At 53.8% G+C, this 22,822-nt stretch carries 21 protein-coding genes; 11 read left to right on the top strand and 10 right to left on the bottom strand.

Annotation, left to right across the window (positions count from 1 at the left end):
* Positions 1–38: 38 nt before the first annotated feature.
* From MJ923_RS07670 to yceD, 4 genes are read right to left on the bottom strand one after another with little or no spacing between them, the layout of a single operon-like run.
* On the bottom strand, positions 39–998 hold the full coding sequence (locus MJ923_RS07670; RefSeq protein ID WP_240590576.1) for a beta-ketoacyl-ACP synthase III: 960 nt from the start codon (positions 996–998) through the stop codon (positions 39–41).
* A 14-nt stretch (positions 999–1,012) separates the two neighbouring features.
* Complete coding sequence (plsX, locus tag MJ923_RS07665; protein WP_240590575.1) at positions 1,013–2,041, bottom strand: phosphate acyltransferase PlsX; 1,029 nt, start codon at positions 2,039–2,041, stop codon at positions 1,013–1,015.
* Between the two features lie 14 nt (positions 2,042–2,055).
* Positions 2,056–2,226: a 50S ribosomal protein L32 gene (rpmF, locus tag MJ923_RS07660; RefSeq protein WP_011760097.1), complete on the bottom strand. Its 171-nt coding sequence runs from the start codon at positions 2,224–2,226 to the stop codon at positions 2,056–2,058.
* Between the two features lie 16 nt (positions 2,227–2,242).
* Complete coding sequence (gene yceD, locus MJ923_RS07655; RefSeq protein ID WP_240590574.1) at positions 2,243–2,767, bottom strand: 23S rRNA accumulation protein YceD; 525 nt, start codon at positions 2,765–2,767, stop codon at positions 2,243–2,245.
* Positions 2,768–3,164: 397 nt separating this feature from the next.
* Between yceD and MJ923_RS07650 the strand changes: the two genes are divergently transcribed.
* Both MJ923_RS07650 and MJ923_RS07645 read left to right on the top strand, forming a co-directional pair.
* Positions 3,165–3,761 (top strand): Maf family protein, encoded by a 597-nt coding sequence (locus tag MJ923_RS07650; protein WP_240590573.1) that lies wholly within the window; start codon positions 3,165–3,167, stop codon positions 3,759–3,761.
* 183 nt (positions 3,762–3,944) lie between these two features.
* Entirely contained in the window at positions 3,945–5,315 is a 1,371-nt protein-coding gene (locus tag MJ923_RS07645) for a GGDEF domain-containing protein (RefSeq protein ID WP_240590572.1), read from the top strand.
* 380 nt (positions 5,316–5,695) lie between these two features.
* On the opposite strand, the gene MJ923_RS07640 is transcribed toward MJ923_RS07645, so the two are convergent.
* Positions 5,696–6,340 (bottom strand): HAD-IIIA family hydrolase, encoded by a 645-nt coding sequence (locus MJ923_RS07640; RefSeq protein WP_240590571.1) that lies wholly within the window; start codon positions 6,338–6,340, stop codon positions 5,696–5,698.
* The gene (rluC, locus tag MJ923_RS07635) at positions 6,340–7,302 is read right to left on the bottom strand and encodes a 23S rRNA pseudouridine(955/2504/2580) synthase RluC (protein WP_240590570.1); all 963 of its coding nucleotides are present in this window, start codon (positions 7,300–7,302) and stop codon (positions 6,340–6,342) included. Before rluC ends, MJ923_RS07640 begins: the two co-directional genes overlap by 1 nt.
* 591 nt (positions 7,303–7,893) lie before the next feature.
* Between rluC and rne the strand changes: the two genes are divergently transcribed.
* Positions 7,894–11,169: a ribonuclease E gene (rne, locus tag MJ923_RS07630; RefSeq protein WP_240590569.1), complete on the top strand. Its 3,276-nt coding sequence runs from the start codon at positions 7,894–7,896 to the stop codon at positions 11,167–11,169.
* 209 nt (positions 11,170–11,378) lie between these two features.
* Entirely contained in the window at positions 11,379–12,935 is a 1,557-nt protein-coding gene (locus MJ923_RS07625) for a SulP family inorganic anion transporter (RefSeq protein ID WP_240590568.1), read from the top strand.
* Between the two features lie 79 nt (positions 12,936–13,014).
* Here MJ923_RS07625 and MJ923_RS07620 read toward each other — a convergent pair whose 3' ends face one another.
* A complete protein-coding gene (locus MJ923_RS07620) occupies positions 13,015–13,935 on the bottom strand; it encodes a bifunctional methionine sulfoxide reductase B/A protein (protein ID WP_240590567.1) in 921 nt (306 codons plus the stop codon).
* A 200-nt stretch (positions 13,936–14,135) separates the two neighbouring features.
* On the opposite strand from MJ923_RS07620, the gene MJ923_RS07615 reads away from it, so the two are divergent.
* Both MJ923_RS07615 and ylqF read left to right on the top strand, forming a co-directional pair.
* Complete coding sequence (locus MJ923_RS07615) at positions 14,136–14,975, top strand: isopenicillin N synthase family dioxygenase (RefSeq protein ID WP_240590566.1); 840 nt, start codon at positions 14,136–14,138, stop codon at positions 14,973–14,975.
* Positions 14,976–15,079: 104 nt separating this feature from the next.
* The gene (gene ylqF, locus MJ923_RS07610) at positions 15,080–16,024 is read left to right on the top strand and encodes a ribosome biogenesis GTPase YlqF (protein WP_240590565.1); all 945 of its coding nucleotides are present in this window, start codon (positions 15,080–15,082) and stop codon (positions 16,022–16,024) included.
* An 82-nt stretch (positions 16,025–16,106) separates the two neighbouring features.
* On the opposite strand, the gene MJ923_RS07605 is transcribed toward ylqF, so the two are convergent.
* Together MJ923_RS07605 and MJ923_RS07600 are read right to left on the bottom strand one after the other, a co-directional pair.
* Positions 16,107–16,583: a low molecular weight protein-tyrosine-phosphatase gene (locus MJ923_RS07605; protein WP_240590564.1), complete on the bottom strand. Its 477-nt coding sequence runs from the start codon at positions 16,581–16,583 to the stop codon at positions 16,107–16,109.
* A 36-nt stretch (positions 16,584–16,619) separates the two neighbouring features.
* Positions 16,620–17,462: a DNA ligase gene (locus tag MJ923_RS07600; RefSeq protein WP_240590563.1), complete on the bottom strand. Its 843-nt coding sequence runs from the start codon at positions 17,460–17,462 to the stop codon at positions 16,620–16,622.
* 314 nt (positions 17,463–17,776) lie between these two features.
* Between MJ923_RS07600 and MJ923_RS07595 the strand changes: the two genes are divergently transcribed.
* Positions 17,777–18,148 carry a diacylglycerol kinase gene (locus MJ923_RS07595; RefSeq protein WP_240590562.1) on the top strand — a complete coding sequence of 124 codons (372 nt, stop codon included), beginning with the start codon at positions 17,777–17,779 and terminating at the stop codon, positions 18,146–18,148.
* A gap of 4 nt (positions 18,149–18,152) precedes the next feature.
* Here the strand turns inward: MJ923_RS07595 and hdfR are convergent, their stop codons facing one another.
* Positions 18,153–19,037 (bottom strand): HTH-type transcriptional regulator HdfR, encoded by an 885-nt coding sequence (gene hdfR, locus MJ923_RS07590; RefSeq protein ID WP_240590561.1) that lies wholly within the window; start codon positions 19,035–19,037, stop codon positions 18,153–18,155.
* 135 nt (positions 19,038–19,172) lie between these two features.
* Between hdfR and MJ923_RS07585 the strand changes: the two genes are divergently transcribed.
* The 4 genes from MJ923_RS07585 (at position 19,173) to MJ923_RS07570 (ending at position 22,809) form a co-directional block, all read left to right on the top strand.
* On the top strand, positions 19,173–19,610 hold the full coding sequence (locus MJ923_RS07585; protein WP_240590878.1) for a MaoP family protein: 438 nt from the start codon (positions 19,173–19,175) through the stop codon (positions 19,608–19,610).
* A gap of 20 nt (positions 19,611–19,630) precedes the next feature.
* Entirely contained in the window at positions 19,631–20,560 is a 930-nt protein-coding gene (locus MJ923_RS07580; protein ID WP_126167137.1) for an ATP-grasp domain-containing protein, read from the top strand.
* 203 nt (positions 20,561–20,763) lie between these two features.
* Entirely contained in the window at positions 20,764–21,624 is an 861-nt protein-coding gene (locus tag MJ923_RS07575; protein ID WP_240590560.1) for a hypothetical protein, read from the top strand.
* A gap of 129 nt (positions 21,625–21,753) precedes the next feature.
* Positions 21,754–22,809, top strand: coding sequence for a GGDEF domain-containing protein (locus tag MJ923_RS07570; RefSeq protein WP_240590559.1), 1,056 nt, complete (start codon positions 21,754–21,756; stop codon positions 22,807–22,809).
* The last annotated feature ends 13 nt before the right edge of the window (positions 22,810–22,822 follow it).

Raw genomic sequence — 22,822 nt, 5'->3', positions numbered from 1 at the left:
GTAAAAGCGTAAAAAGCCTAGCAGAAATCCTGGCGGATTTAGAAGCGCACCAGCGCACTGCCCCAGGCAAAACCGGCACCGAAGGCTTCGAGCAGCAGCAACTGGCCGCGCTGAATTCGGCCATCACGCACCGCTTCATCCAGTGCAATCGGCACAGATGCAGCAGAAGTATTACCGTGTTTGGCCAGTGTCAGTACGACCTTATCCAGGCTCATATCGAGCTTTTTGGCGGTCGCGTTGATGATGCGGAAATTCGCCTGATGGGGAACAAGCCAGTCAATTTCTGACTTCTGGACATTGTTCAGACGCAGGGTTTCTTCTACCACATGGGACAGCTGAGTCACGGCAACCTTAAACACATCGTTGCCCTTCATCTGCATAAAGCCCACGGCTTCTGAAGACTCACCCAAACGCGGCGGGAACGCGCATTTGAGCAAATCGCCCTGACGGCCATCGGCATAGATATGGGTATTGATGATGCCCGGCTCATCACTGGCGCCCACAACGGCGGCGCCGGCGCCATCGCCGAACAGAATAATGGTGGTGCGGTCTTCGGGCTCACACAGGCGTGACAGCACGTCGGCACCGATGACCAGCACCTTTTTGGCAGCGCCGGTTTTCACAAACTGATCGGCCACCGACAGCGCGTAAACGAAACCGGAACACGCTGCGGCAACGTCGAAGGCTGGAATGGTGTGTACGCCCAGCAGCGCCTGAATTTCACAGGCTGCAGCCGGAAACGCATTGGCCGCGCTGGTGGTACCACAGACAATCATGTCCAGTTCTTCGGCTTGAATACCCGCCATCTCGAGGGCTTTCAATGCGGCCTGGTAACCCATGGTAGATACAGTCTCGTCCATGGCAGCGATGCGGCGTTCCGAAATACCTGTGCGTTCAACAATCCACTGGTCACTGGTTTCCACCATTTTTTCCAGATCCTGATTGCTACGCACCTGAGCCGGCAGATAGCTGCCAGTTCCAAGAATTTTTGTATGCATAGTTTAAGGAGAAATCAGCTATTGATATCTAAAAGAATCGACTCGAGGCGATCACTAATCATCTCAGGCAGTCGACGTTTGGCCTCGGTGTAGGCAAGACTAATTGCTTGTATATAGGCGTGTTCGTCTGCGTTCCCGTGGCTCTTTACCACTATCCCGCGCAATCCTAACAGACTTGCTCCGTTATAGTGGTCGGGGTTCATCTGACTGAGCACTTTCTGTATACGGGGCGCCAGCATGCGGGCGAGCAGCCGAACCATGAACCCTTGTGTCAGGCCTTGTTTTAATTGATGAACCAGCAGTCTGGCAATGCCTTCTGAGGTTTTTAGCGTGATGTTGCCCACAAAGCCGTCACAAACGATGACATCTACCTTTCCAGTGTAGATTTCATCGCCTTCGACAAAGCCGGCATAGTTGATTTGAGGAGTATGCTGCAATAGCTGAGCAGCCTGCTGAACATCGCCATTACCCTTAAATTCCTCAATGCCCACATTGAGCAGCGCCACCTTGGGGCGGGGAATTTTTTCAACGGCTTCGCACAATACTGTGCCCATCACCGCAAACTGGAACAAGGTGTCATAGTCGCACTGCACATTGGCGCCAAGGTCAAGCAGGTAAACCGGTTTGCCGCTCACAGCGGGCAGACAGCTTACCAGCGCTGGTCTATCGACACCGGGCAAGGTCTTCAAAATGACTTTGGCCATGGCCATCAGCGCGCCAGTGTTACCGGCGCTGACGCAGGCGTCGGCTTTCCCGTCACGCACCAATTCAATGGCCAGACGCATGGAGCTGTTTTTGGCTTTTCTTAAGGCAGTAGCAGGCTTATCGTCCATACGCACCACTTCGGTGGTATGCACAATGGAGAAACGATCACTTGGCAGGAAGTCTGCCTGAGCGAGAAGAGGAGATAGCTGTTGTTCGTCACCAACGAGGATCAGTGACAGCTTGGAGTGAAGTCGTAGTGCCTGCACAGCCGCAGGCACCGTGACTTGGGGGCCGTAATCGCCCCCCATCGCATCCAACGCAAGCGTCAGATTCGTCATAAGCGGTTCAACAATTACTTGTTGATAACCTTCTTACCACGATAGTAACCGTCAGCGGTTACGTTGTGACGCAGGTGCAGTTCACCGCTGGTAGCGTCTACAGACAGCTGAGCAGTGCTCAGAGCGTCATGTGAACGGCGCATACCGCGCTTTGAACGAGATTTTTTGTTCTGTTGTACAGCCATTTGTCTGTCTCCTGGATTACTTGCTCTTCAGTTTTTCTAACACTGCAAACGGATTTGGACGCTCCTCTTGAGCGGCTTCAATCTCGCCTACGACTATGTCCTGGGAACCCTGGTTGCAATCATCATTCTGATGCGCCGGGATCAAAGGCATGGCCAAAATCAACTCGTCTTCGACCAGTTGCTGCAGACGTACTTCGCCAATTTCATCGCACTCAATAGGGTCATACGCATCCGGGAGCTCATCGATTTTTGCTTCTGTCCGGCAAGGACTGAAGCAAAAGTCGACCGTAACCTCAGTGGTATAAAGTGTCATGCAACGTTGACATAACAGAGTGAGCTCCGTCACAGCCGTCCCTTTCAGGTAGACTATCCCCTGTAAATCAACACCACATTCCAACGACACTGTCACATCGGAACAGTCGCCGGCTGTCAATTCTCTCAATCGTTTTAACACCTTGCTGGGTACAATCCCCTGATAACTCAGGCGATTCGCCGCAGCACGGATCGGATCGATCGAAACCGGTATCTTTACTGTTTGCATAAGGCGCGCATATTATAGCTTCAACACGCCGGAGTCAAAGGAATTTTAGGGTGAAATCCACTATCGGGATCTCACTTTCGCCCTGACGCCAGCAGTGAAATTGACGGAGGCAAAATTCTACCCAAGGCCCCCGGACTGCACAAGCGCCTGTCGGCTAAAATAGAAGCGCTTGTAAAAGCCAGCTGTAGCTATGGGTAAAACGGTGAATAAAAATCGGCCGCAGCCTTGTCCCGCCGAGTACGGTTAGCGACAATGCCACTCCCGATATCACTATAGAATAGTCGCGCCTATGCCTGCCAAACAATCAGAGTCTGTCTCCAAACCGGAACAGCCGTTAGTTGCACCGCAAAAGCTTTCGAACCAAACCCAATCTGCGCCTTTGGCAACAGTACAGCCCATGCGGCCTCTGGTGCTGGCATCCTCCTCTTCATCGCGCAAAGCACTGCTTGAAAAATTTGGCCTGCCCTTTTCTGCCCATGCGCCTGATGTCGATGAAACGCCGTTGGCGGGGGAATCGGCTCTGCAACTGACCGAACGACTTGCTATCGCCAAAGCCGAAGCTCTGATAGCTCACTCCCCTGCCGATGCGCTCATTATCGGCTCCGATCAGGTGGCGCTGATTGATGGCCTAATCGTCGGGAAACCGCTGACGGAAGATAACGCCATCGCCCAGCTAAAGGCTCAGCGTGGTAAAGCCATCACCTTCTATACGGCACTGGCGCTGTATGATGGACTCACCAAACGCACCCAGGCATTGGTTGAGCCATTTACCGTGCATTTTCGTGACCTTACGGACGATGAAATTATTGCGTACGTTAAGGCCGAGCAGCCACTTTGGTGTGCAGGCAGCTTTAAATCTGAAGGCTTGGGGATTTGTCTTTTTGAACGCCTGGAAGGCCGCGACCCCAATACCTTGGTCGGCCTGCCACTGATTGCCCTGAACGAACTGCTGATCAGCGCTGGCTTCCCTGTATTACTTGCCAAAAAGTGCTAGCCTTAACACAGAGTATCCAACCAAAGAAAACCCAATTACAAGCAGTTACATCCGTATTGCGTACGCACGACCAATTAAAATTTGCTAGCCTGCAGTTGTCACAAATGGATCTTTTGGGCAACATGTAATTAACATAGGGAAATCACTTCACGGCACGGAGGCCAGAGCAGGAAACGGATCACCATGACGGATATCGAAGAAGCGTTGGCGTTACTGGCAGCACCCTGCACAGATGATCGTTTCTTTCAGCGAGCTCTGAAGGCGCTGGCGTTGGTAACCCAATGCCGCTGGGCAGCCTTTGGCCGACCTTCCGCCGATATGTCCCGCATCGACATTCTCTGGTTTTGCGACAATAAGCAGCTGTTACCCGGCTTCAGCTTTCCCATCGACCACAGCCCCTGTGAAAAACTGTATCGGCAGAAATCCGCCACCCACATCCTGTTTGCCCGAGATCTGCAAAAAAGCTTCCCTGATTTTGGTCTGGTGCACCAAATTGGCGCCCAAAGTTATCAGGGTGAACTGATATTGGCAGATAACGGCGAGCCCCTTGGCCATATTCTGGTAATGGATCCCCTGCCCCAGGAAGAAAATACCAAGTCGCGGGAGTTCTTCCGCCTGCTGGCACAGCGCATTGGTGTTGAGTATCGGCGTCTGCTGGTGTCACGCCAGCTTAACCTGCATAAAGAAATGATACGAGCCACCCGCCACATGATGTCCTTCGTGGATACCGACTACCGTTATCAGGTGCTGTCGAGCGGCTATGAAATCACCTTTGGTAAAGCTGCCAGCGAGCTTGAAGGCAAACGGGTGGCCGAACTTCACGGCGAAGAAACCTTTGACGCACACATCAAGCCTTTGATTGACAGGGCGCTTGCCGGAGAAGTGCTGCACACCCAGCACTGGATTTATCCGCCCTCTCCTCAGCCGCCGGTATTCGTGAGCGTGCACCATAACCCCTACATCAATGAAAACGGTGACATCACAGGGGTGATTATCTCGGCCCACGATATAACGGCGATTCGGGAAGCCGAAGCACAGCGCGCCTATCTGGACGCCCACGATCCCCTGACCGGTGTCGCCAACCGCGATACCCTCATCCAGCATATGGAAGCGATGAAACAGGCCAAGGTGCCTTTTGGGCTGATTTATCTGGATATCAGCGACTTCTCGTCTATCAATCACGAGCTTGGACGCACCAGAGCCGACGAAGTGTTAACCATAGTGGCCAAGCGGCTGGCGGGCGATGTCAGCGGTGACGATCTGGTGACCCGTATCGCTGGCGATGAGTTTGTGGTGCTGGTGTGTTTTGGCAGTGAAGACGATGCTTGGGTTTTACAACAGGAAGCGCTGATAAGCCAGCTGTCGCATCTGGAAGACCGGCTTTTAAGCCGCCTTGGGCAGCCCATCAGGGTCGATGGCAAAAGTTATCAGCTCAAAGCCTATAGCGGCGCCCGTCTGTGCCTTAATCCACTGGACAGCATTGATGATGAACTCGCACGGGTAGAAAAAGAAATCGACCTCGCCAAAATGAGTCTGGATCGCCACGCCCGTTAATCGGTAAACAAGACTCAATCACCTCGATAGCACTCTGTTCTACCCAATAAAAGCAGTTAGCGACTACACACAGTGAACGAATAACGGTTTGCTGCAAGTCAATCGCGGCCTATGAGCGCGACGCTTTTTAGCCCCCCTCAATAGCAACCTGCAAACCTGTGATATTTCAGGCAAGAAAAAGCCGACAACTTAGTGTCGGCTTGTTTAAGTTAACCCGTTTTTGCCGCTGAATTCTGCTCAACTCAACTTCGCTAAACTCAACTTCGCTAAACTCAACTTCGCTCAGCTTAATTCCGCTCAACTCAATTTGGTTTTACTCGATTTCGCTCAATTCAGCTCTGCGCTGCAACGGCTGCCATGGCGCAATCCGGTATCCGGCATTAAAGATGATCCAGCAGTGCCAGGGGCTTTGACACGATGGCAAGAGGAGATGCCGCCAGCAGAGTTTGTCTGTCGTGGGTACCGTAATCCACCCCAATGCACGCCATACCGGCGTTGCTCGCCATCTGCAAATCAAACGCCGAATCGCCAATCATCACTGCTCGCTCCGGAGCCACATCCAGCTCAGCCAGCAGCTCATGCAACATTTGTGGATGGGGCTTACTTTGGGTTTCATCGGCGCAGCGGCTGGCATGAAATCGAGGCCCAAGACCGGTTTCCTCGAGGATGCGGTTTAGCCCGGCCCTGGCCTTGCCGGTGGCAATGGCAAGCTGCTTGCCCCGGCCGTGAAGCTCGGCAAGCAGCTCGGGCACCCCTTCGTACAGCGGGCTCGGCGTGGCGTTGAAAATCAGATAGTGAGCACGGTACTTATCAATCCAACTATGCCGGGTAGCATCCGACTCATCGGGAAACAAAGCGCGCATGGCCTCCGGCATCGACAGGCCAATCACATCCCTCACCGCTTTTTCTGAGGGAACGGCAATCTCAAGTTCCCTCGCCAGTGCCTGCATGCAGTCGACGATTTTTCCGATGGAATTCATCAGGGTGCCATCCCAGTCGAAAATAATCAGGTCGAATTTCTGCATTATTTGAGAGTCTCCAAGTTGCTGAGCAAATTAACCAGTTCGTCATCGAGCGGAGCCTGCACTGACATTTCCACTTCGGTATCCGGATGGGTGAAGGTCAGCTGAGCCGCGTGCAGAAACAGGCGGCTAAGGCCCTTGGCACGCATGCTGTCGTCAAACTTCTGCTCACTGTATTTTTCATCACAGGCAATAGGATGGCCCTGATACTGACAGTGAACCCGGATCTGGTGGGTACGCCCGGTCACTGGACTTGCCTCCACCAGGGTGGCGCCCTCAAAACGACCCAGCACTTTAAAGCGGGTCTCACTGGGCTTGCCTTCGCTGTTGACCCTGACAATGCGCTCACCGGATTTGAGAGTGATTTTGAGCAGCGGCGCCTTGACGACACGGTCATGCTCCTGCCACTGACCACGCACCAGCGCCTGATATTGCTTGTGCATGGTCTTTTGTCTGAGCTGTTCGTGCAGATGACGCAGCGCCTTGCGCTTTTTCGCAATCAGCAGCACGCCGCTGGTATCACGGTCAAGCCGGTGCACCAGCTCCATAAATTTGCAGGTGGGTCGCAAGGCACGCAGGGATTCAATCACCCCGTAATCCACACCGCTGCCGCCATGCACGGCAATCCCGGCAGGTTTGTTCAGCACTATGATGTGCTTGTCTTCAAACAGAATGCGTTCTTCCAGCTGCGCCACCCGGTTAAGGTTGGCCGATGGTGCAGTGCGGTAATCTTTTTCGGCCACACGTACCGGCGGCACCCGCACCTCGTCACCCGCCTCCAATTTGTACTCGGGCTTGACCCGCTTTTTGTTTACCCGCACCTCGCCTTTACGGACGATGCGGTAAATCATGCTCTTGGGCACGCCCTTGAGCCTGGCAAGCAGGAAATTATCAATACGCTGACCGGCACCGTCTTCGTCGATGCAGATAAACTGAACCTGGGTTGGGGAAGTGTCTTTATTCATGGTAAACCGTCTGGCTGGAACGCAGCGCATTGTACATCAAAGTCACGCTAAATGTGGCTTTGCATTGCCGAAAATTTTGATTGTTGCTATATTCCAATCGCGGACGGGGATTAACAGTGGATAAAGTGTTCACAAAACCAGCGTCCGCTAGGTGTTCCCACAAGAGTAAAATTAACGGTTGAAGGATCGCAATTCATTGAGTTGCAAACCATCGTCTAAGTAATAGCTGCTTTTCGGCAAGCATGAAAGGTTAAATCCAATACACCGCCATTTTCATATGGTTTCCTGTGGAAAACACCCCTGAATCGAATTTTTGACTGAAACCAGTCACCGGATGAATTGAGTCGGTTTAGGCATTCACGGAAGTAATTTAAAGAATTTATGGGGTTGGTTGACGTTTAACAACGAATTCCTTGTTTTTGTAATCATTGAAAAATAAGCCATAAATCGGAAGCGACACGCAGTGATTGCGTCTTACAGCAATGCGCTCCCACCTGCCTGATAACCCGTCGTGAGACGTTGTAGTGAAGATCAGGCCCGGAATGCACCACTCAGACCCCGGTGACCCATTTAAAGAAGAATGACGTCACCATGAAACGTATGCTGATTAACGCAACTCAATCTGAAGAGTTGCGCGTTGCCCTTGTTGATGGGCAACAACTCTATGATTTGGATATCGAAAGTCCAGGTCACGAACAGAAAAAAGCCAACATCTACAAGGGTAAAATCACCCGCGTAGAACCCTCTCTCGAAGCCGCTTTCGTAGATTACGGTGCCGAGCGTCATGGCTTCCTGCCACTCAAAGAAATCGCCCGCGAATACTTCCCCAAGGGTTATTCCTTCCAGGGCCGCCCCAACATCAAAGAGGTGGTGAGCGAAGGTCAGGAAGTGATTGTTCAGATTGATAAAGAAGAACGTGGCAACAAGGGCGCAGCCCTGACCACCTTTATCAGCCTGGCTGGCTCTTACCTGGTGCTGATGCCAAACAACCCACGTGCCGGTGGTATTTCCCGCCGTATCGAGGGTGACGAGCGCACCGAACTCAAAGAAGCCATGGCCGATCTGGAAGTACCAAACGGCATGGGCCTGATTGTGCGTACCGCCGGTGTGGGCAAAGATGCCGCCGAGCTGCAGTGGGACCTTAAAGTGCTGCTGCGTCACTGGGACGCCATCAAAGAAGCCTCTGAAGCGCACCCTGCTCCGCTGCTTATCCATCAGGAAAGTAACGTAATCGTACGTGCCATTCGCGACTATCTGCGCCGCGATGTTGGCGAAATCCTGATTGACCATCCAAAGATTTACGAACAGGCCAAGCAGCACATTGCTACCGTTCGTCCTGACTTTGTTGAGCGCGTGAAACAGTACAAGGCCGAAGTGCCACTGTTCACCCACTATCAGATTGAATCGCAAATTGAATCAGCCTTCCAGCGTGAAGTGCGTCTGCCTTCCGGCGGCTCGATTGTTATCGATCCAACTGAAGCCATGACCTCAATCGATATCAACTCTGCCCGTGCCACCAAGGGCGGCGATATCGAAGAAACCGCACTGAACACCAACCTGGAAGCGGCCGATGAAATCGCCCGCCAGCTGCGCCTGCGCGACCTCGGTGGTCTGATTGTTATCGACTTTATCGACATGACACCGGTTCGCCATCAGCGCGAAGTGGAAAACCGTCTGCGTGATGCCGTGCATCAGGACCGTGCCCGCGTTCAGCTGGGCCGCATCAGCCGCTTTGGTCTGATGGAAATGTCCCGTCAGCGTCTGCGTCCTTCACTGGAAGAGTCTGCCGCCCACATCTGCCCACGCTGTCATGGTCAGGGCACCATCCGTGGTACCGAGTCGCTGGCACTGTCTATCCTTCGTCTGATGGAAGAAGAAGCCATCAAGGACAACACCTCTCAGGTTGAAGCCATTGTGCCTGTGGATGTGGCCGCCTTCCTGCTGAACGAAAAGCGTAAAGCCATTCGTATCATCGAGCAGCGCCACGAGGTTGAAGTGTACGTGATCCCGGATCCGCACATGATGACCCCAGAGTACAAGGTTATTCGTCATCGCAAGGACGATGAAATCGAAGAAGCCAGCTACAAGCGTGTGGAAAAGCCTGAAGCCAAGCTGTACGAGCCACGTAAGCTTGAGCGCGCCCAGGCGCCTGAGCCAGTGCTGAAGGGCTTCTCTGCCCCAACTGAAAGCGCACCGGTTGCCAAGCCTGCTGTTAAAGAAGAAAAGGCCAAAGAAGAAGCCAAGCCGGGTTTCTTTGCCCGCCTGTTTGCCGCCATTGGTTCTCTGTTCGGTGGCAGCGAAGAGCAGGAAAGTGAGAAAAAGCCAGCGGCCAAGTCAGGCCGTCCGCAAAACACCCGCAGCCGTAACCGCCGTGGTGATCGCCGTGACGACAGCCGCCGTGAAGATGGCGACAAGCGCCGCAGCGACAACAAAAATCGCCGTGATCGCAACAAGCCTGAACAAGCTGCTGCCGACAAGCCAGCCCGTGACAAGGCCCGTGAAGAAAAGCCAAGACGTGAACGCGCACCCAAGCGGGAAAAGCCAGAAGCCGTTGAAGCTGTAGCTGCCGAAGAAGCGCTGGAGCCAAAACAGGAAGTGGTTCGTGAGCGTCGTCAGCGCCGCAACATGCGCCGCAAGGTTCGCATGGATGACGGCAGCGCCACTGAAGTTGCAGCTAACGCCGTTGACGCCGAAGAAGCCCTGGCCGCCACAGCTGCCCAGGCCGAAGTGGCTGTTGAATCCACCACTGCCGATAAGACCGAAGCCAAAGCCGATGACAAGCCTAGCCGTGGCCGTCGTCAAAGCCGTAAGCCAAAGGCTGAAGACAAGGTTGAAAACGCAGACGCCACCGAAGCCGCTGACGCAGTAGAAGCTCTGGATGCCGCCCCAGCAGAAGCCGCCAGCGACCTGGCAGCCAAAGCAGACGTAAAAGCAGCTGACGCCGAACCAATCGTTGCTGATGACGTTCAGGACGATTCTGCCGATGACGTTGAAGGTGAAGACAAGCCACGCCGCGATGGCCGTGACGGTCAGCGCCGCAGCCGCCGCAGCCCACGCCATCTGCGTGCTGCCGGTCAGCGCCGTCGCCGTGACGAGCAGGAGCAGCAAACCGGTGCCGAAGGTACTGAGTTGACTCAGGCCGAACTGGATCTGCCACAGGCCGATGCACCTGCCGCCCCAGTAGCTGAGGAGTCAGTTACTCCGGAAGCAGCAGAAGCGGTAGCTGAAGCCGTTACTCAGGAAAGCGTGCTCGAGAAGGCTGAAGAAACTGCCGATGTGGTTATCGTTAACGATACCCCTAAAGCAGAAGCCCCAGTTGCTGAAGCCCCAGTTGCTGAAGCCGAAGTGGCCGCCGCACCTGTGGAGGCCGTGGCCAAGGTTAGTGAAAGTGCTCCTGTTGCCGAAGCCGCGCCAGTTGCCTACACGCCAGCGCCTGCTGCTCCGGTAGAGGCCGTGGTTGAACAAGCGGTTGAAGCAAAGGCGATTGACACTCAAGTTGTAGAAACTCAAGTTGTCGAAGCCGCTGTTGAAGCTAAAGCCACTGAACCAAAAGCTACTGAACCCAAAGCTGCAGAAAAAGTAACTTCCGCAGCCCCAATGGCCAAACCCGCTGCTGTGATGCCAGCCCGCGCCAAGCAGGTTGAAAAGCCCGCGGCTGACATCGCCGTGAACAAAGCGCCAGCCGCACCGGCCCGCCCTGCCGGTAGCCGCTTCGGCAGCATGGTCAACTCTGAAATGACCAAGCCAACCGTTGAGGCCCGCGAACAGGTAGCAACCCCTAAGGGTCGTGAGTACGATGCCGCCGAGGCCAGCAGCGCCAAGGTACAAAGCAGCAACAGTGCTGGCTCAGATATGGCTCGCCCATAAGCTCTGAGCTGTGAAAAAAAGCCGCGCAACAGCGCGGCTTTTTGTTTGCATTTTACATTACAGGTGCCGCCATTTTCTGCTTAACTTGCCGATAAAGCCTCGCGGTTTCCTATGAGAAAAACCTGGCTTTCGGGTTCAATCACCCGGTGAATTTTGTTAGACTGCGCGGCTTTATTTGTTAACCAAGTCACACTCGTTACAGAGGACTCATGTTCGAGCTTATTCGTCACAAAACCGCCAGCCACAAGGCGGATCTCCTGTCAGGACTTACTGTAGCCCTGGCACTGGTTCCAGAGGCTGTTGCCTTCGCCTTTGTTGCCGGAGTGGAGCCTATGGTTGGTCTTTATGCCGCCTTTATCATGGGCCTGGTCACTGCCGTGATTGGTGGTCGCCCAGGCATGATTTCCGGTGCAACAGGCGCTATGGCCGTGGTGATGGTGGCGCTGGTTGCCACCCATGGGGTGCAGTATCTGTTCGCTGCCGTGGTGCTGGCGGGTTTGCTGCAGGTGGCCGCCGGGATATTCAAGCTGGGTAAATTTATCCGCATCGTGCCTTATCCGGTCATGATTGGCTTTGTGAATGGTCTGGCGATTGTGATTTTCCTGGCGCAGTTGGGGCAATTCAAGGTGCCTGGCGACAATGGCGAGCTCACCTGGCTCACCGGCGACGGCCTTTATCTGATGCTGGGTTTGGTGGCGCTCACCATGGCCATCATTCACTTCCTGCCCAAAATTACCACCGCCATTCCATCCTCTCTGGCCGCGATTCTGACGGTGACAGGCCTGGTGGTGTTTTTTGAGCTCGATACCCGCACCGTGGTCGACTTCCTCAAAACCATGAGCGGCGATGACAACGCCACTATCGCAGGTTCGCTGCCAACCTTTGCCATACCAGAAGTGCCCTTTACCTGGGAAACCTTACAAATCATCCTGCCCTACTCTGTCATTCTGGCAGCCGTTGGCTTGATTGAATCGCTGCTGACGCTGACTGTACTCGATGAAATGACCGGCACCCGTGGCCGCGGCAACAAAGAATGTGTCGGTCAGGGCGTGGGTAACATCACCAGCGGCTTCTTCGGCGCCATGGGCGGCTGCGCCATGATTGGGCAGTCGATGATTAACATCAATTCCGGCGGCCGTGGCCGTTTGTCGGGGATCACCGCCGCGCTGGCACTGCTGGCCTTTATTCTGTTTGGCGCCGCCTTTATCGAAATCATCCCACTGGCCGCACTGGTTGGTGTGATGTTTATGGTGGTCCTCGGCACCTTTGAATGGGCAAGCTTTAAAGTGATGCGCAAGGTGCCAAAGCACGATGCCTTTGTGATTGTGCTGGTGACCACTGTGACCGTGTTTACCGATCTGGCCGTGGCGGTGTTTGTGGGCGTAATTGTCTCAGCGCTGGTATTTGCCTGGGAGCATGCCAAACACATCAGTGCCCGCACCGAAATCAATGCCAATGGCAGCAAGGTGTACCATCTCACAGGGCCGCTGTTCTTTGGCTCAGTGTCGCACTTCCTTGAACTTTTCGATGCCAACAACGACCCCAAAGATGTGATAGTGGACTTTGGCCAGTCACGGGTTGCAGATCACTCGGCGCTGGATGCCATAGATACCCTGGCGGAGCGTTACAACGCACAGGGCAAGACCCTGCATCTGGTACACCTAAGTGAAGACTGTAAAGCGCTGCTGGCCAAGGCGGGGGATCTGGTGGAAGTTAATCTGATGGAAGACCCGCACTACCGGGTTGCCGACGACAAGCTCGATTAATCTGGGACCACCTATAGAAAAGCGGCCCGAAGGCCGCTTTTTCATTTTGGATTTAGCGCTGACGATTGCAGCAACAAGACTATTTCAACAGCGAAGCGAACGCCTTTTTGAACTTCTCTACCTTGGGCTTCACCACCAAGGCGCAGTACCTCTGCTCGCCGTTACGGGCAAAGTAATCGTGGTGATAATCCTCAGCGGGATAAAACGCATCGAAGGCGACGACTTCGGTGACAATCGGGTCGCTGAAAGCGCCTGCGTCCGTCAGCGCCTTAATCGCGTTGGTTGCCGCCTCTGCCTGGGCTTCATTGTGGGCAAATACCACAGAGCGGTATTGGGTACCCACATCATTGCCCTGACGGTTCAGCGTGGTCGGGTCATGGCTTTGGAAGAACACCTCAAGTAAGGTCTCGAAGCTGACATGCTCGGGCTGATACTCGATATGCACCACTTCCGCATGGCCAGTACCACCCCCGCACACCTTTTTGTAATCGGCGTCGGCGGCATTGCCACCGGCATAGCCCGGCTTAACGCTGATAACGCCATTCAGGGCCGCGAAAATAGCTTCCACACACCAAAAGCAGCCTGCACCAAAGGTGGCAAAAGCAGGGTTTGTGTTATTCATGGCATTATGTCCTTTCTCAGACTCTTCGCGGCTTTTAAACACCATGGATACCGAGTTGACGCAGTGGCGCAGGTTTTTCTCGGTCAGGTATTCGCCTTCAAATACGTGCCCCAAATGGCCACCACAGCCGGAGCAGACGATTTCGGTACGCCTGCCGTCTGCATCAATATGACGGGTTACCGCGCCCGGGATTTCATCGTCAAATGCAGGCCAGCCGCAGTGTGCCGGAAACTTATGCTCAGACAGGTACAGCGGAGCGTCACACTTCTTACAGCAATACACTCCCGGTGCATCGTGGCGATAATACTCGCCGCTGAAAGGCCGTTCTGTGCCCTTCTCTTCGATGACATATTTTTCAAAGTCGGTCAGTGTTCTCATGACAACTCCTCAGTTGTGGTTAACCCGGGCAAAAGACCTGTCGGGCCACCAATTTATTTCATTGATGCGCTGTTGCTGGTTTATCGGCCCTTTAAATCGGCAGAACGCCGTGCGAACCAGATCACAAAATTTGCACCCGGACCATTCCTTCACTAGACTCTCGCCCGGGGTTAAACCAACAACAAAAAAGAAAACATATCATGAAATTGGAAACTATCGATTACCGCGCGCCCGACGCCGCGGCAAAATTTGTGGCCTCTTTGCGGGAAACCGGCTTTGGGGTACTCTCCAACCATCCTATCCAGCAGTCTCTGGTGGAAGACATCTACGCCCAGTGGTATGCCTTCTTCAAAGAAGGCGACAAGGACGCCTTCCTGTTCAAGCCTGAAACTCAGGATGGCTACTTCCCGGCTGAAGTCTCTGAAACCGCCAAGGGTCACAGCGTTAAAGACATCAAGGAGTACTACCACGTCTATCCCTGGGGTCGTATTCCAGACAGCCTGCGCGACAAGATCCTGGCCTACTACGATAACGCCAATGCACTGGCGGCAGAGCTACTGGGCTGGATTGAAGAGCACAGCCCGGAAGATGTCAAAGCGCTGTTTAACGAGCCTTTGCCAAAGATGATTGAAAACAGCCATAAAACGCTGCTTCGTGTGCTGCACTACCCACCGATGACCGGCAGTGAAGAGCCAGGCGCTATCCGCGCCGCCGCCCACGAAGATATCAACCTTATCACTGTGCTGCCTGCCGCCAACGAGCCTGGCCTGCAGGTGAAGGCGAAAGACGGCACCTGGCTTGATGTACCTTCTGATTTTGGCAACCTTATCATTAACATCGGTGATATGTTGCAGGAAGCCTCAGGCGGTTACTTCCCGTCAACCTCTCACCGGGTTATTAACCCAGAGGGCATGGACAAAACCAAGTCGCGGATTTCGCTGCCACTGTTCCTGCACCCGCGTCCGGATGTGGTGCTGTCTGAGCGCTATACCGCCGACAGCTACCTGATGGAACGTCTGCGCGAGCTTGGGGTGATCTGAGTCACCCAATAAGTAAAAAGCGTCCCTTGGACGCTTTTTTTGTGCCTTGGCGCCATAAGCGCTAGAATATGCGCCCCAAAGTTGTGGCAAACAGGATTTAAACGATGGCGATTCAATGGTATCCGGGACACATGCACAAGGCACAAAAAGAAATTGCCGAGGCCATGCCCCAGGTCGATTTGGTGATAGAGGTGCTGGACGCCCGCATTCCCTATTCCAGCGAAAACCCCATGGTTGCCAAACTTCGCGGTGACAAGCCCTGTATCAAGCTGCTGAATAAATGCGATCTTGCCGATCCGGCCACCACCGAAGCCTGGATAGCCCACCTCGAAAAAGAGCAAGGGGTGAAGGCCATGGCAGTGACCACCTTGCAGCCAGGGCACCTCAAAACCGTTATTCCAGAACTGGTTCGCAAACTGGTACCGGAGCGCGACCGCGCCGACAAAGACATCCGCACCATGATCATGGGGATCCCCAATGTAGGCAAGTCCACCATCATCAATACCCTCGCCGGCCGCGTGATTGCCAAAACCGGAAACGAGCCGGCAGTGACCAAGGCGCAGCAGCGCATTAACCTTAAAAACGGCATTGTGCTGTCGGATACCCCCGGCATTCTGTGGCCCAAGGTAGACAACGAGGCCAGCAGTTACCGTCTGGCGGTCACGGGCGCCATCAAAGATACTGCAATGGAATACGAGGACGTGGCGCTCTTTGCAGCCGCGTTTTTCCGTGATGCCTATCCTGCCGAGCTGAAAGAACGTTACAAGCTCGATGAACTGTCACAGGACGATGTTGAACTGCTGGAGGACATAGGCCGCAAGCGGGGGGCGCTCAGAAGCGGTGGTTACGTGGATTTACACAAGGCATCTGAGCTTTTGCTGCACGAGTTTCGAAGTGGCAAGCTGGGGCTGCTGACCCTGGAAACCCCGGAGATGGCAGAAGCCGAGAAGCTGGAAGTTGCCCGCATTCTTACCGAAAAGGAAGCCGAGAAAAAGGCCAAGCAAGAAGCCGAGAAACTGCGCCGTTCAGGCAAACGTCACAACAATTAATCTCGCTTACGCCGCTGATTAAGCAAAAAGGGCCGAATGGCCCTTTTTGCTTATTTGGCTTACTTGTTTGGCAAATGCAAGGCTAGAGCTTGCCGCTGCGAATGGCTTCAATCAGCCCATCGCTGCTTTGCTCAAGCAAATCCAACACTGTCTCAAAACCGGATTTGCCGCCGTAGTATGGATCAGGCACTTCCTGAGTACTGGTTTTGCCAAAGGATAAAATCAGTCTCAGTTTAGCTTGGTGTTGTGCCGGACAGCGGCTTTTCAGATCTTTCAGATTTTGCCTGTCCGCCGCCAGGATGAGGTCGAAACGGGAGAAATCCTCATCTGTCACCTGGCGCGCCCGCATCCCTGAAAAGTCATAGCCTCGCAGCTCGCCCGCAGCGACAGAACGAGGATCCGGCGCTTCGCCCTGATGGTAGGCAATGGTCCCGGCCGAATCTATATCCAGCGCCAATCCTGCGTGCTCTGCCCGCTGCCTGAACACGGCTTCAGCCGATGGCGAACGGCAAATATTTCCCATACAGACAAACAACACTGACGCTATGCTGTTTTGCATGTTTTCTTTATACCTCGTTGAAATTTATGATTATTGTTATTCCGGCGGCCGTACACGCACAAAGCGTGCACCTTTGGGGATCCCCCGGGCACTGAGACCCTGATATTGGAAGGTGACCCAGCTACCTATCGCAGGCGGGTCGCGGCGGGTAGCCAAATCAAAGCCGCTGCCCAAATAGAATACGCTGCCGTCTTTGAGCCGCAGTTTCAGCGAGCCCATCAGGCCACTGAGTTCCCCCTGGCCGGGCTTATAGCCTATCACTTCGCCCTCAGCATCGTTAAGGGGTTTAAGTTTGATAAGCAAAGAATTTCTGCCATCACGGTAATGGGCATCTTCCCGGTGAAGCATAAGACCCTCCGCGCCAGCTGCGACTTCTGTCTCGAAGAATGCGAGCAGCTCGGCCTGACGTTTAAACCGCTGCTGCGCAATTAACGCGATATAAGGGCTGGTATTCGGCAAAAGTCGCTCTAATCTGCTAAGCCGCTCGGAAAAATTCATACCTTCCATAGGTGAATCAAACACCATAAACCGCAGTTCATGCCAGTCCTGTTCTCGACCCAACGAGCGCACCACGCCACTGGTCCACTCAAACCGGCCCCGGCCACCCCAGAGCTCACCATCGAGTACCAGATCGCTGGGAAAGTCGGCCACAAACCAGGCCGGCGCCGCAATCAGATTGCCATTTCGGGTCAGCAGCGCCTTGCCGGTCCAGCGGCCACGAATACCATCAAGTTTCTCACTTACCCAATACCGCCCAAGCTCCTCCTCGGCGGGCAAGGGTAAGGCCGACGCCAGTTGCAGCGGTGCCTGACTGGCAGCAGTAAGCGAACTTTCAGTCGCTGTGGCTATCGCCGTGTTTGAATAGAGCACGGCGAACATGAGCATCGCCCGGAGCATAACGGACGCATACGCCGCTGCGGCAAAGCATGCACCTTTTAAATGTAGCGACGTGAAGAAAGCGTTTGCTGACGTAAACCTTGTTTGAATGTCGCCTTGTCTGCGGCCAAGGCATGGATGTTTGCTGGGTTTCATGGCACCTCCCTGTGACTGTGTCCCACGCCAAGTATAGCTGCGCAAATTCGCCCTGCTGCTGCGCTGTTTTTCTTAACCCTGCTGCTTTATACTGGCGACTTTTTGTGGCCCGGTGTTTTTTCCGCCTTTGGTGGGCGGCGCTGGCCAGACTCGGGGGAGATATGAAACCTGCCAATAATCATGGCGTAAAGCGCATCATTCGCGCGACAGGCTTTTCATTTAAAGGATTGAAGTCGGCATGGGTGCACGAAGCGGCCTTTCGTCAGGAGCTTATCCTGGCGTTGGTCATGGTGCCATTTGCGCTGTGGGTTGATGTCAGCCTGATAGAAAAGCTGTTGATGATCCTGACGGTCTTTATTGTGCTTATCACTGAGCTGTTGAATTCAGCGGTGGAAGCCGTGGTTGACCGAATTGGGGATGAAATCCACCCCCTCTCGGGCCAGGCCAAGGACATCGCCTCGGCTGCGGTGTTTATGAGTCTTGCCCTGTGCGCCATCGTTTGGGCACTGGTGCTGCTGCCTTTGGTGTTCTAACGCCTCAGGACGTCAGCGCCATATCCTCGTCACCAAACTCGGTGTCGACGTTCTGCGCCAAAAAGCCCACGGCTCGCTCAATTTGGGCGAGCCTGTCATTTTGGGCCCAGTAAACCACATATACGTTACGCTGAATCGAACGTGCGCCGCTTACCCGGTGCAGTTCACCCTTCTCCAGCAGTGCCCGCACCATATGATCAGGTAAAAAGGCACTGCCGCCGTTATTCAGTACAAAATCCAGCGCTATTCGCGATGAACTGGTATGCAGCACCGGCAGCGGCAGCTCGCCAAACTCCTGAGCGTGGAGAATATTAAAGGCCGTGCCCCAATCCACCTTAATATAATGCCGCTCCTGACACGCTTTTAACGTCATTGGGCCTTCGCTGGTCACCAGATGCAGCTGCACCACCCCAACACGGATCTGCTCGTAATCCTCCATTTTTGGCGGGTCGAACGAGATAGCCATATCCAAGGTGCGTTCCATCAACTGACGGGTCATCACGTTCTGCGGCAGCACTTCAGTTCTAAGCGCCACCCCGGGCAAGCCTTTGTGCAGCGACTGCAAATTCCCCTGCAAGAAGGCATCCCAGATATTGGGGCCAGCGCCTATGGTCAGCTGGGTTGATTGCAACCGGCTCAGCGACACATCCTGCTTGGCGCGCTCCCATGCCGTGAGCACGGCCTCGGCATGATTCAGCATCCGCTCCCCTGCGGGAGTGGGCTGGATGTTATTGCGCTGGCGCTCAAACAGCTCAACCCCAAGGATGGTTTCGAGCTGTTTTACCCGAAAACTCACCGCGCTGCGGGTCAGATAAAGATTCTCGGCGGCCTTGCCAAAATGCCGGGTACGTGAAACTTCCAAAAAGGTTTTCAGCAGATCTGTGTCCATAAAATTTCTTTGACCATCAAGACCAAAATTTTTTGATTCCTAAATCAAGGATACTCGCCAATACTCCAGTTGCAAATTATCCCACAGCTCGGGTAATAACCGCCATCAGCGTTTGTGTTTTGCAAGGAAAAGACAATGTCAGAACAGTTAGTTGCCAGCCAAAGCTTCCAGGGACACCCTCAAGGCGCCCAGAGCAGCTTTCAAAGTAAAAAGCGCTTCTTTGACGATGCCAATTTTTCCAAGGGGTTTCGTCGCTGCGGTGATTTCACCAACAAAGAAGCAGAACTATTGGAAACCCACGGCGAAGCCATGAAAGCGCTGGCTGAAGGCAGCCGCCCGCCGGTCACCGCGGAGGAAGCCCAGTTTGTTGATGTTGTGCGCACTAATAAGGCTCCCAGTAGCTTACTGGAACAGATCTGGTTAAAGTATTGCAAACTGGCTCAGGGCAAACCCTTTTATGCTGTTGTTGGTACGGTTCACGCCGCTGCCAACGCGCCTGAGGCTGAAATTGAACTCGACGAAATCGACGATGACGAGGTTTCTGATGATGAGGAACCCGAGGAAACACCATGAAGCTTGAGGCAAATACCTGAATGCGCGGCTGGATTTTATATAAGGAAACCGCGACTCAGCTCAAACCCGAACTGTATGAAATTGAACGTCTATTACAGGCCGCCAAGGCCGACAACATAGACCTGGAAGTTTATGCCCCGGATGAGTTTGATCTAACCGTCACCCGGGAAGACAACAAGAGTATCCTGCTCAACGGGCAACCTGTGGAGTTGCCCGATTTTATTATCCCCCGAATGGGCTCAGGCACCACCTACTTCGCGCTGGCGATTATCCGCCACCTCGAGCGTTTGGGTGTGTACTGCCTCAACTCCTCCCGGGCGATTGAAACGGTAAAAGATAAGCTCTTTTCCCAGCAGCTGCTGGCAGAAAAGAACCTGCCAACCCCAAAAACCATGTTGGTAAAATTCCCGGTGGACATTGAGCTGGTGCACAGCCACCTGGGTTTCCCCGTGGTGATTAAAACCTTGTCAGGCTCCCAGGGCAGCGGCGTGTTTTTATCCCACAAACCCCGTGAATTTGACGATTTGATGCAACTGATTGAGGCAACCAACAAGAACGCCAACATCATTTTGCAGGAGTTTATCGCCAACAGCCACGGCCGGGATCTGCGGGTATTTACCATTGGCGGCCGTGTGGTGGGCTGCTTTGAGCGCCGCGCCGCCGAGGACAGCTTCAAAGCCAACGTCAGTGCCGGTGGCGCCGCGCTGCCCTTTGAAGTGACGCCGGAAATCGAATGGCTTGCCACCCAAACCGCCAATATCCTTGACTTGGATGTGGCCGGGATTGACCTGCTGTTCGACAATGGTCACTACAAAATTTGTGAAGCCAACTCCTCCCCCGGGTTTGAAGGGCTGGAGTCCTGCCTGCAGGTGGATATTGCCTCGCAAATACTGCACTTTATCCGCATTCGTTTGGGGATGTTCAACAAAGAAGACCCCAACGCAAAATAAGCCAAAAAGCACCCTTTCGGGTGCTTTTTTGTTCCCGGTCAAATTTATTCAAAAAATTGCAAACAAATATTTCACAAAGCCTCACATTTATGGTTAAACTCCGGTACGGTAACGGGGTTAACCAACACCATGATTAACCAATAATCCGCTACCCGGGTAACAGCAAAACTATAACGATAAACATTGTATTTTCAGGAGCGACCATGCGGGCCTCGGCAACGCTACTGTGTATCGCACTGGCAGGATTCAGCCAGTGTTCGCTCGCCAAGGACATGACCATTAAGGTCGGTGGCTTCTACTCTCAGTCGGACTCCAGCATCGACGTAACCGATCCTATTGTCGGTGAAGATTTTCGTCTGGATTTTGAAAGCGACCTGCAGCTGGCCGAAAACCAGTTCCTGCCCTTCATTGAATTCGAATATGCCCTCGGTAACCGCCACAACCTGTACCTGGATTGGAAACGCCTGCACCGCAGCGCAGAAACTACCGCAGTAGCCCGTCCGTTCCAGGTCCAAATCGACGATACCGTTTACGAAGTGCGTGCCGGCGGCAAACTCGATACCACCCTGAATATCGACATTCTGCGTCTGGGTTATGGTTATGACGTGTTTGAAGGCAATGATTACACCCTGGGTGTCACTATTGGCCTGCACACCATGTTCATCAAAACCATGTTCGAAGGTGCCATTGGTGCTTGCCTGGCCACTGAACTGAACGAAAACCTCTGTGGTCAGCGCCCTATTCCGCAAATCGTTGAAAATGACGTGACTGCGCCGCTGCCGGATATCGGCATTATCGGCCGCTATGAGTTTTTCCCCGGCTGGGAATTTACCGGCCATGCTCAGTACTTCCAGATAAAACTGGACGATTTAAAAGGCTCACTCACAGACATCCGTGCCGGTGTCAGTGCCGACTTGGGTGACAGCTGGCAGTTGTCGCTGGCCTACAACTACTACAAAGTCGATGTGGACATCACCCAGTCAGCCCAGAATATCAAGGTCGCCGACTACAACATCTACTACAGTTTTGTCGGCCCAATGATTTCAGTCAGTTATAAGTTTTAATCGCTGAATGTGTCATGTAAAGCACTCCCGGGAGTGCTTTTTTATTGCCTGAAACGGCCCTGACAGTTGAATCAGCATCCAATAACGCTATGATTGAAATATTGTTTTATATTTCCGGCAGAACTCTCCATGTCTGACAAACCACAGACACCCGATGACGGCGCCAAGGCATTGATGCAAACTGCCGCAACCCGCCTGAAGAAAGCTGTGCCCTTGATGCTCAAGCATCAAATTCCCACAACACCGACCAATTATGCGCTCTGGTATGCCTATGTGGGCGAGCAGCAGCCCGCCCTGAATCAGGCGATAAACCAGGCAATCAGTCAGTACCAAACCTGCCCGCCGGTGACCTCGGAACTGCTATACCGTGAGCACATTGCCGATCCAATCGAACTGGATGTGCGCGATATGCGCCAGAACCTCGAGGCCATGGCGAGCGACTTGGCCAGTAAGTTGCAGGATACCAACCTCGATGCCACTGAATTCCAGCAAAAAATCGACGCCAACTTCACCAAACTGAACCGGATCGAAAACGAAGGTTTCACCCTCGAGCAGGTACTGGTATTGGTGCGCAGCCTGGTGAAGGAATCCGACGCCATCCGCGCCTCCACCAGCTATTTCACTGGTCAGCTATCCAAGGCGCAGCAGGAAATCGACGCCCTTAAAAGTCGGCTTGCCGCCAGCGAGCATGACATGCTTTACGATGCACTCACAGGTTGCCTTAACCGCCGCGCCTTCGATGCCGATCTGGCTGGGCTGTTATCACAGGCTCCCGACGGCACCTGCCTTATCCTCTGCGACGTTGACCACTTCAAGGCCTTTAACGATAACTATGGCCACCAGCTTGGGGATCAGGTGCTGAAACTCGTCGGCAGACGCCTGAGCGAAGCCTGCCGCGATGGGGTGAAATGTTATCGCTATGGCGGCGAAGAGTTCGCCCTGCTGGTGCCGGGAAGCAACTTGCGTATCGCCCGTCAGTTGGCTGAAGCCATTCGCCGCGGCATTGAAAAACTGACCCTGAAAGACAGACGCAAGGATGAGCGTATTGATAATATCAGTGCATCCTTTGGTGTTGCCCAGTGGCAGCCCAAAATGGACAGTCGCGCCCTGATTGAAGCCGCCGACAAGCTGATGTACGAGGCCAAACGGTTGGGGCGCAACCGGGTTATGCCGATTTCAGGCTGACACAGGTAACGCC

Origin of the sequence: Shewanella zhuhaiensis (assembly GCF_022484835.1) — a bacterium.
In the GTDB taxonomy this organism is placed as follows: Bacteria; Pseudomonadota; Gammaproteobacteria; order Enterobacterales; family Shewanellaceae; genus Shewanella; species Shewanella khirikhana.
Note: the sequence above shows the minus strand (reverse complement) of the source record. Positions and strands in the feature narration are given on the sequence as shown.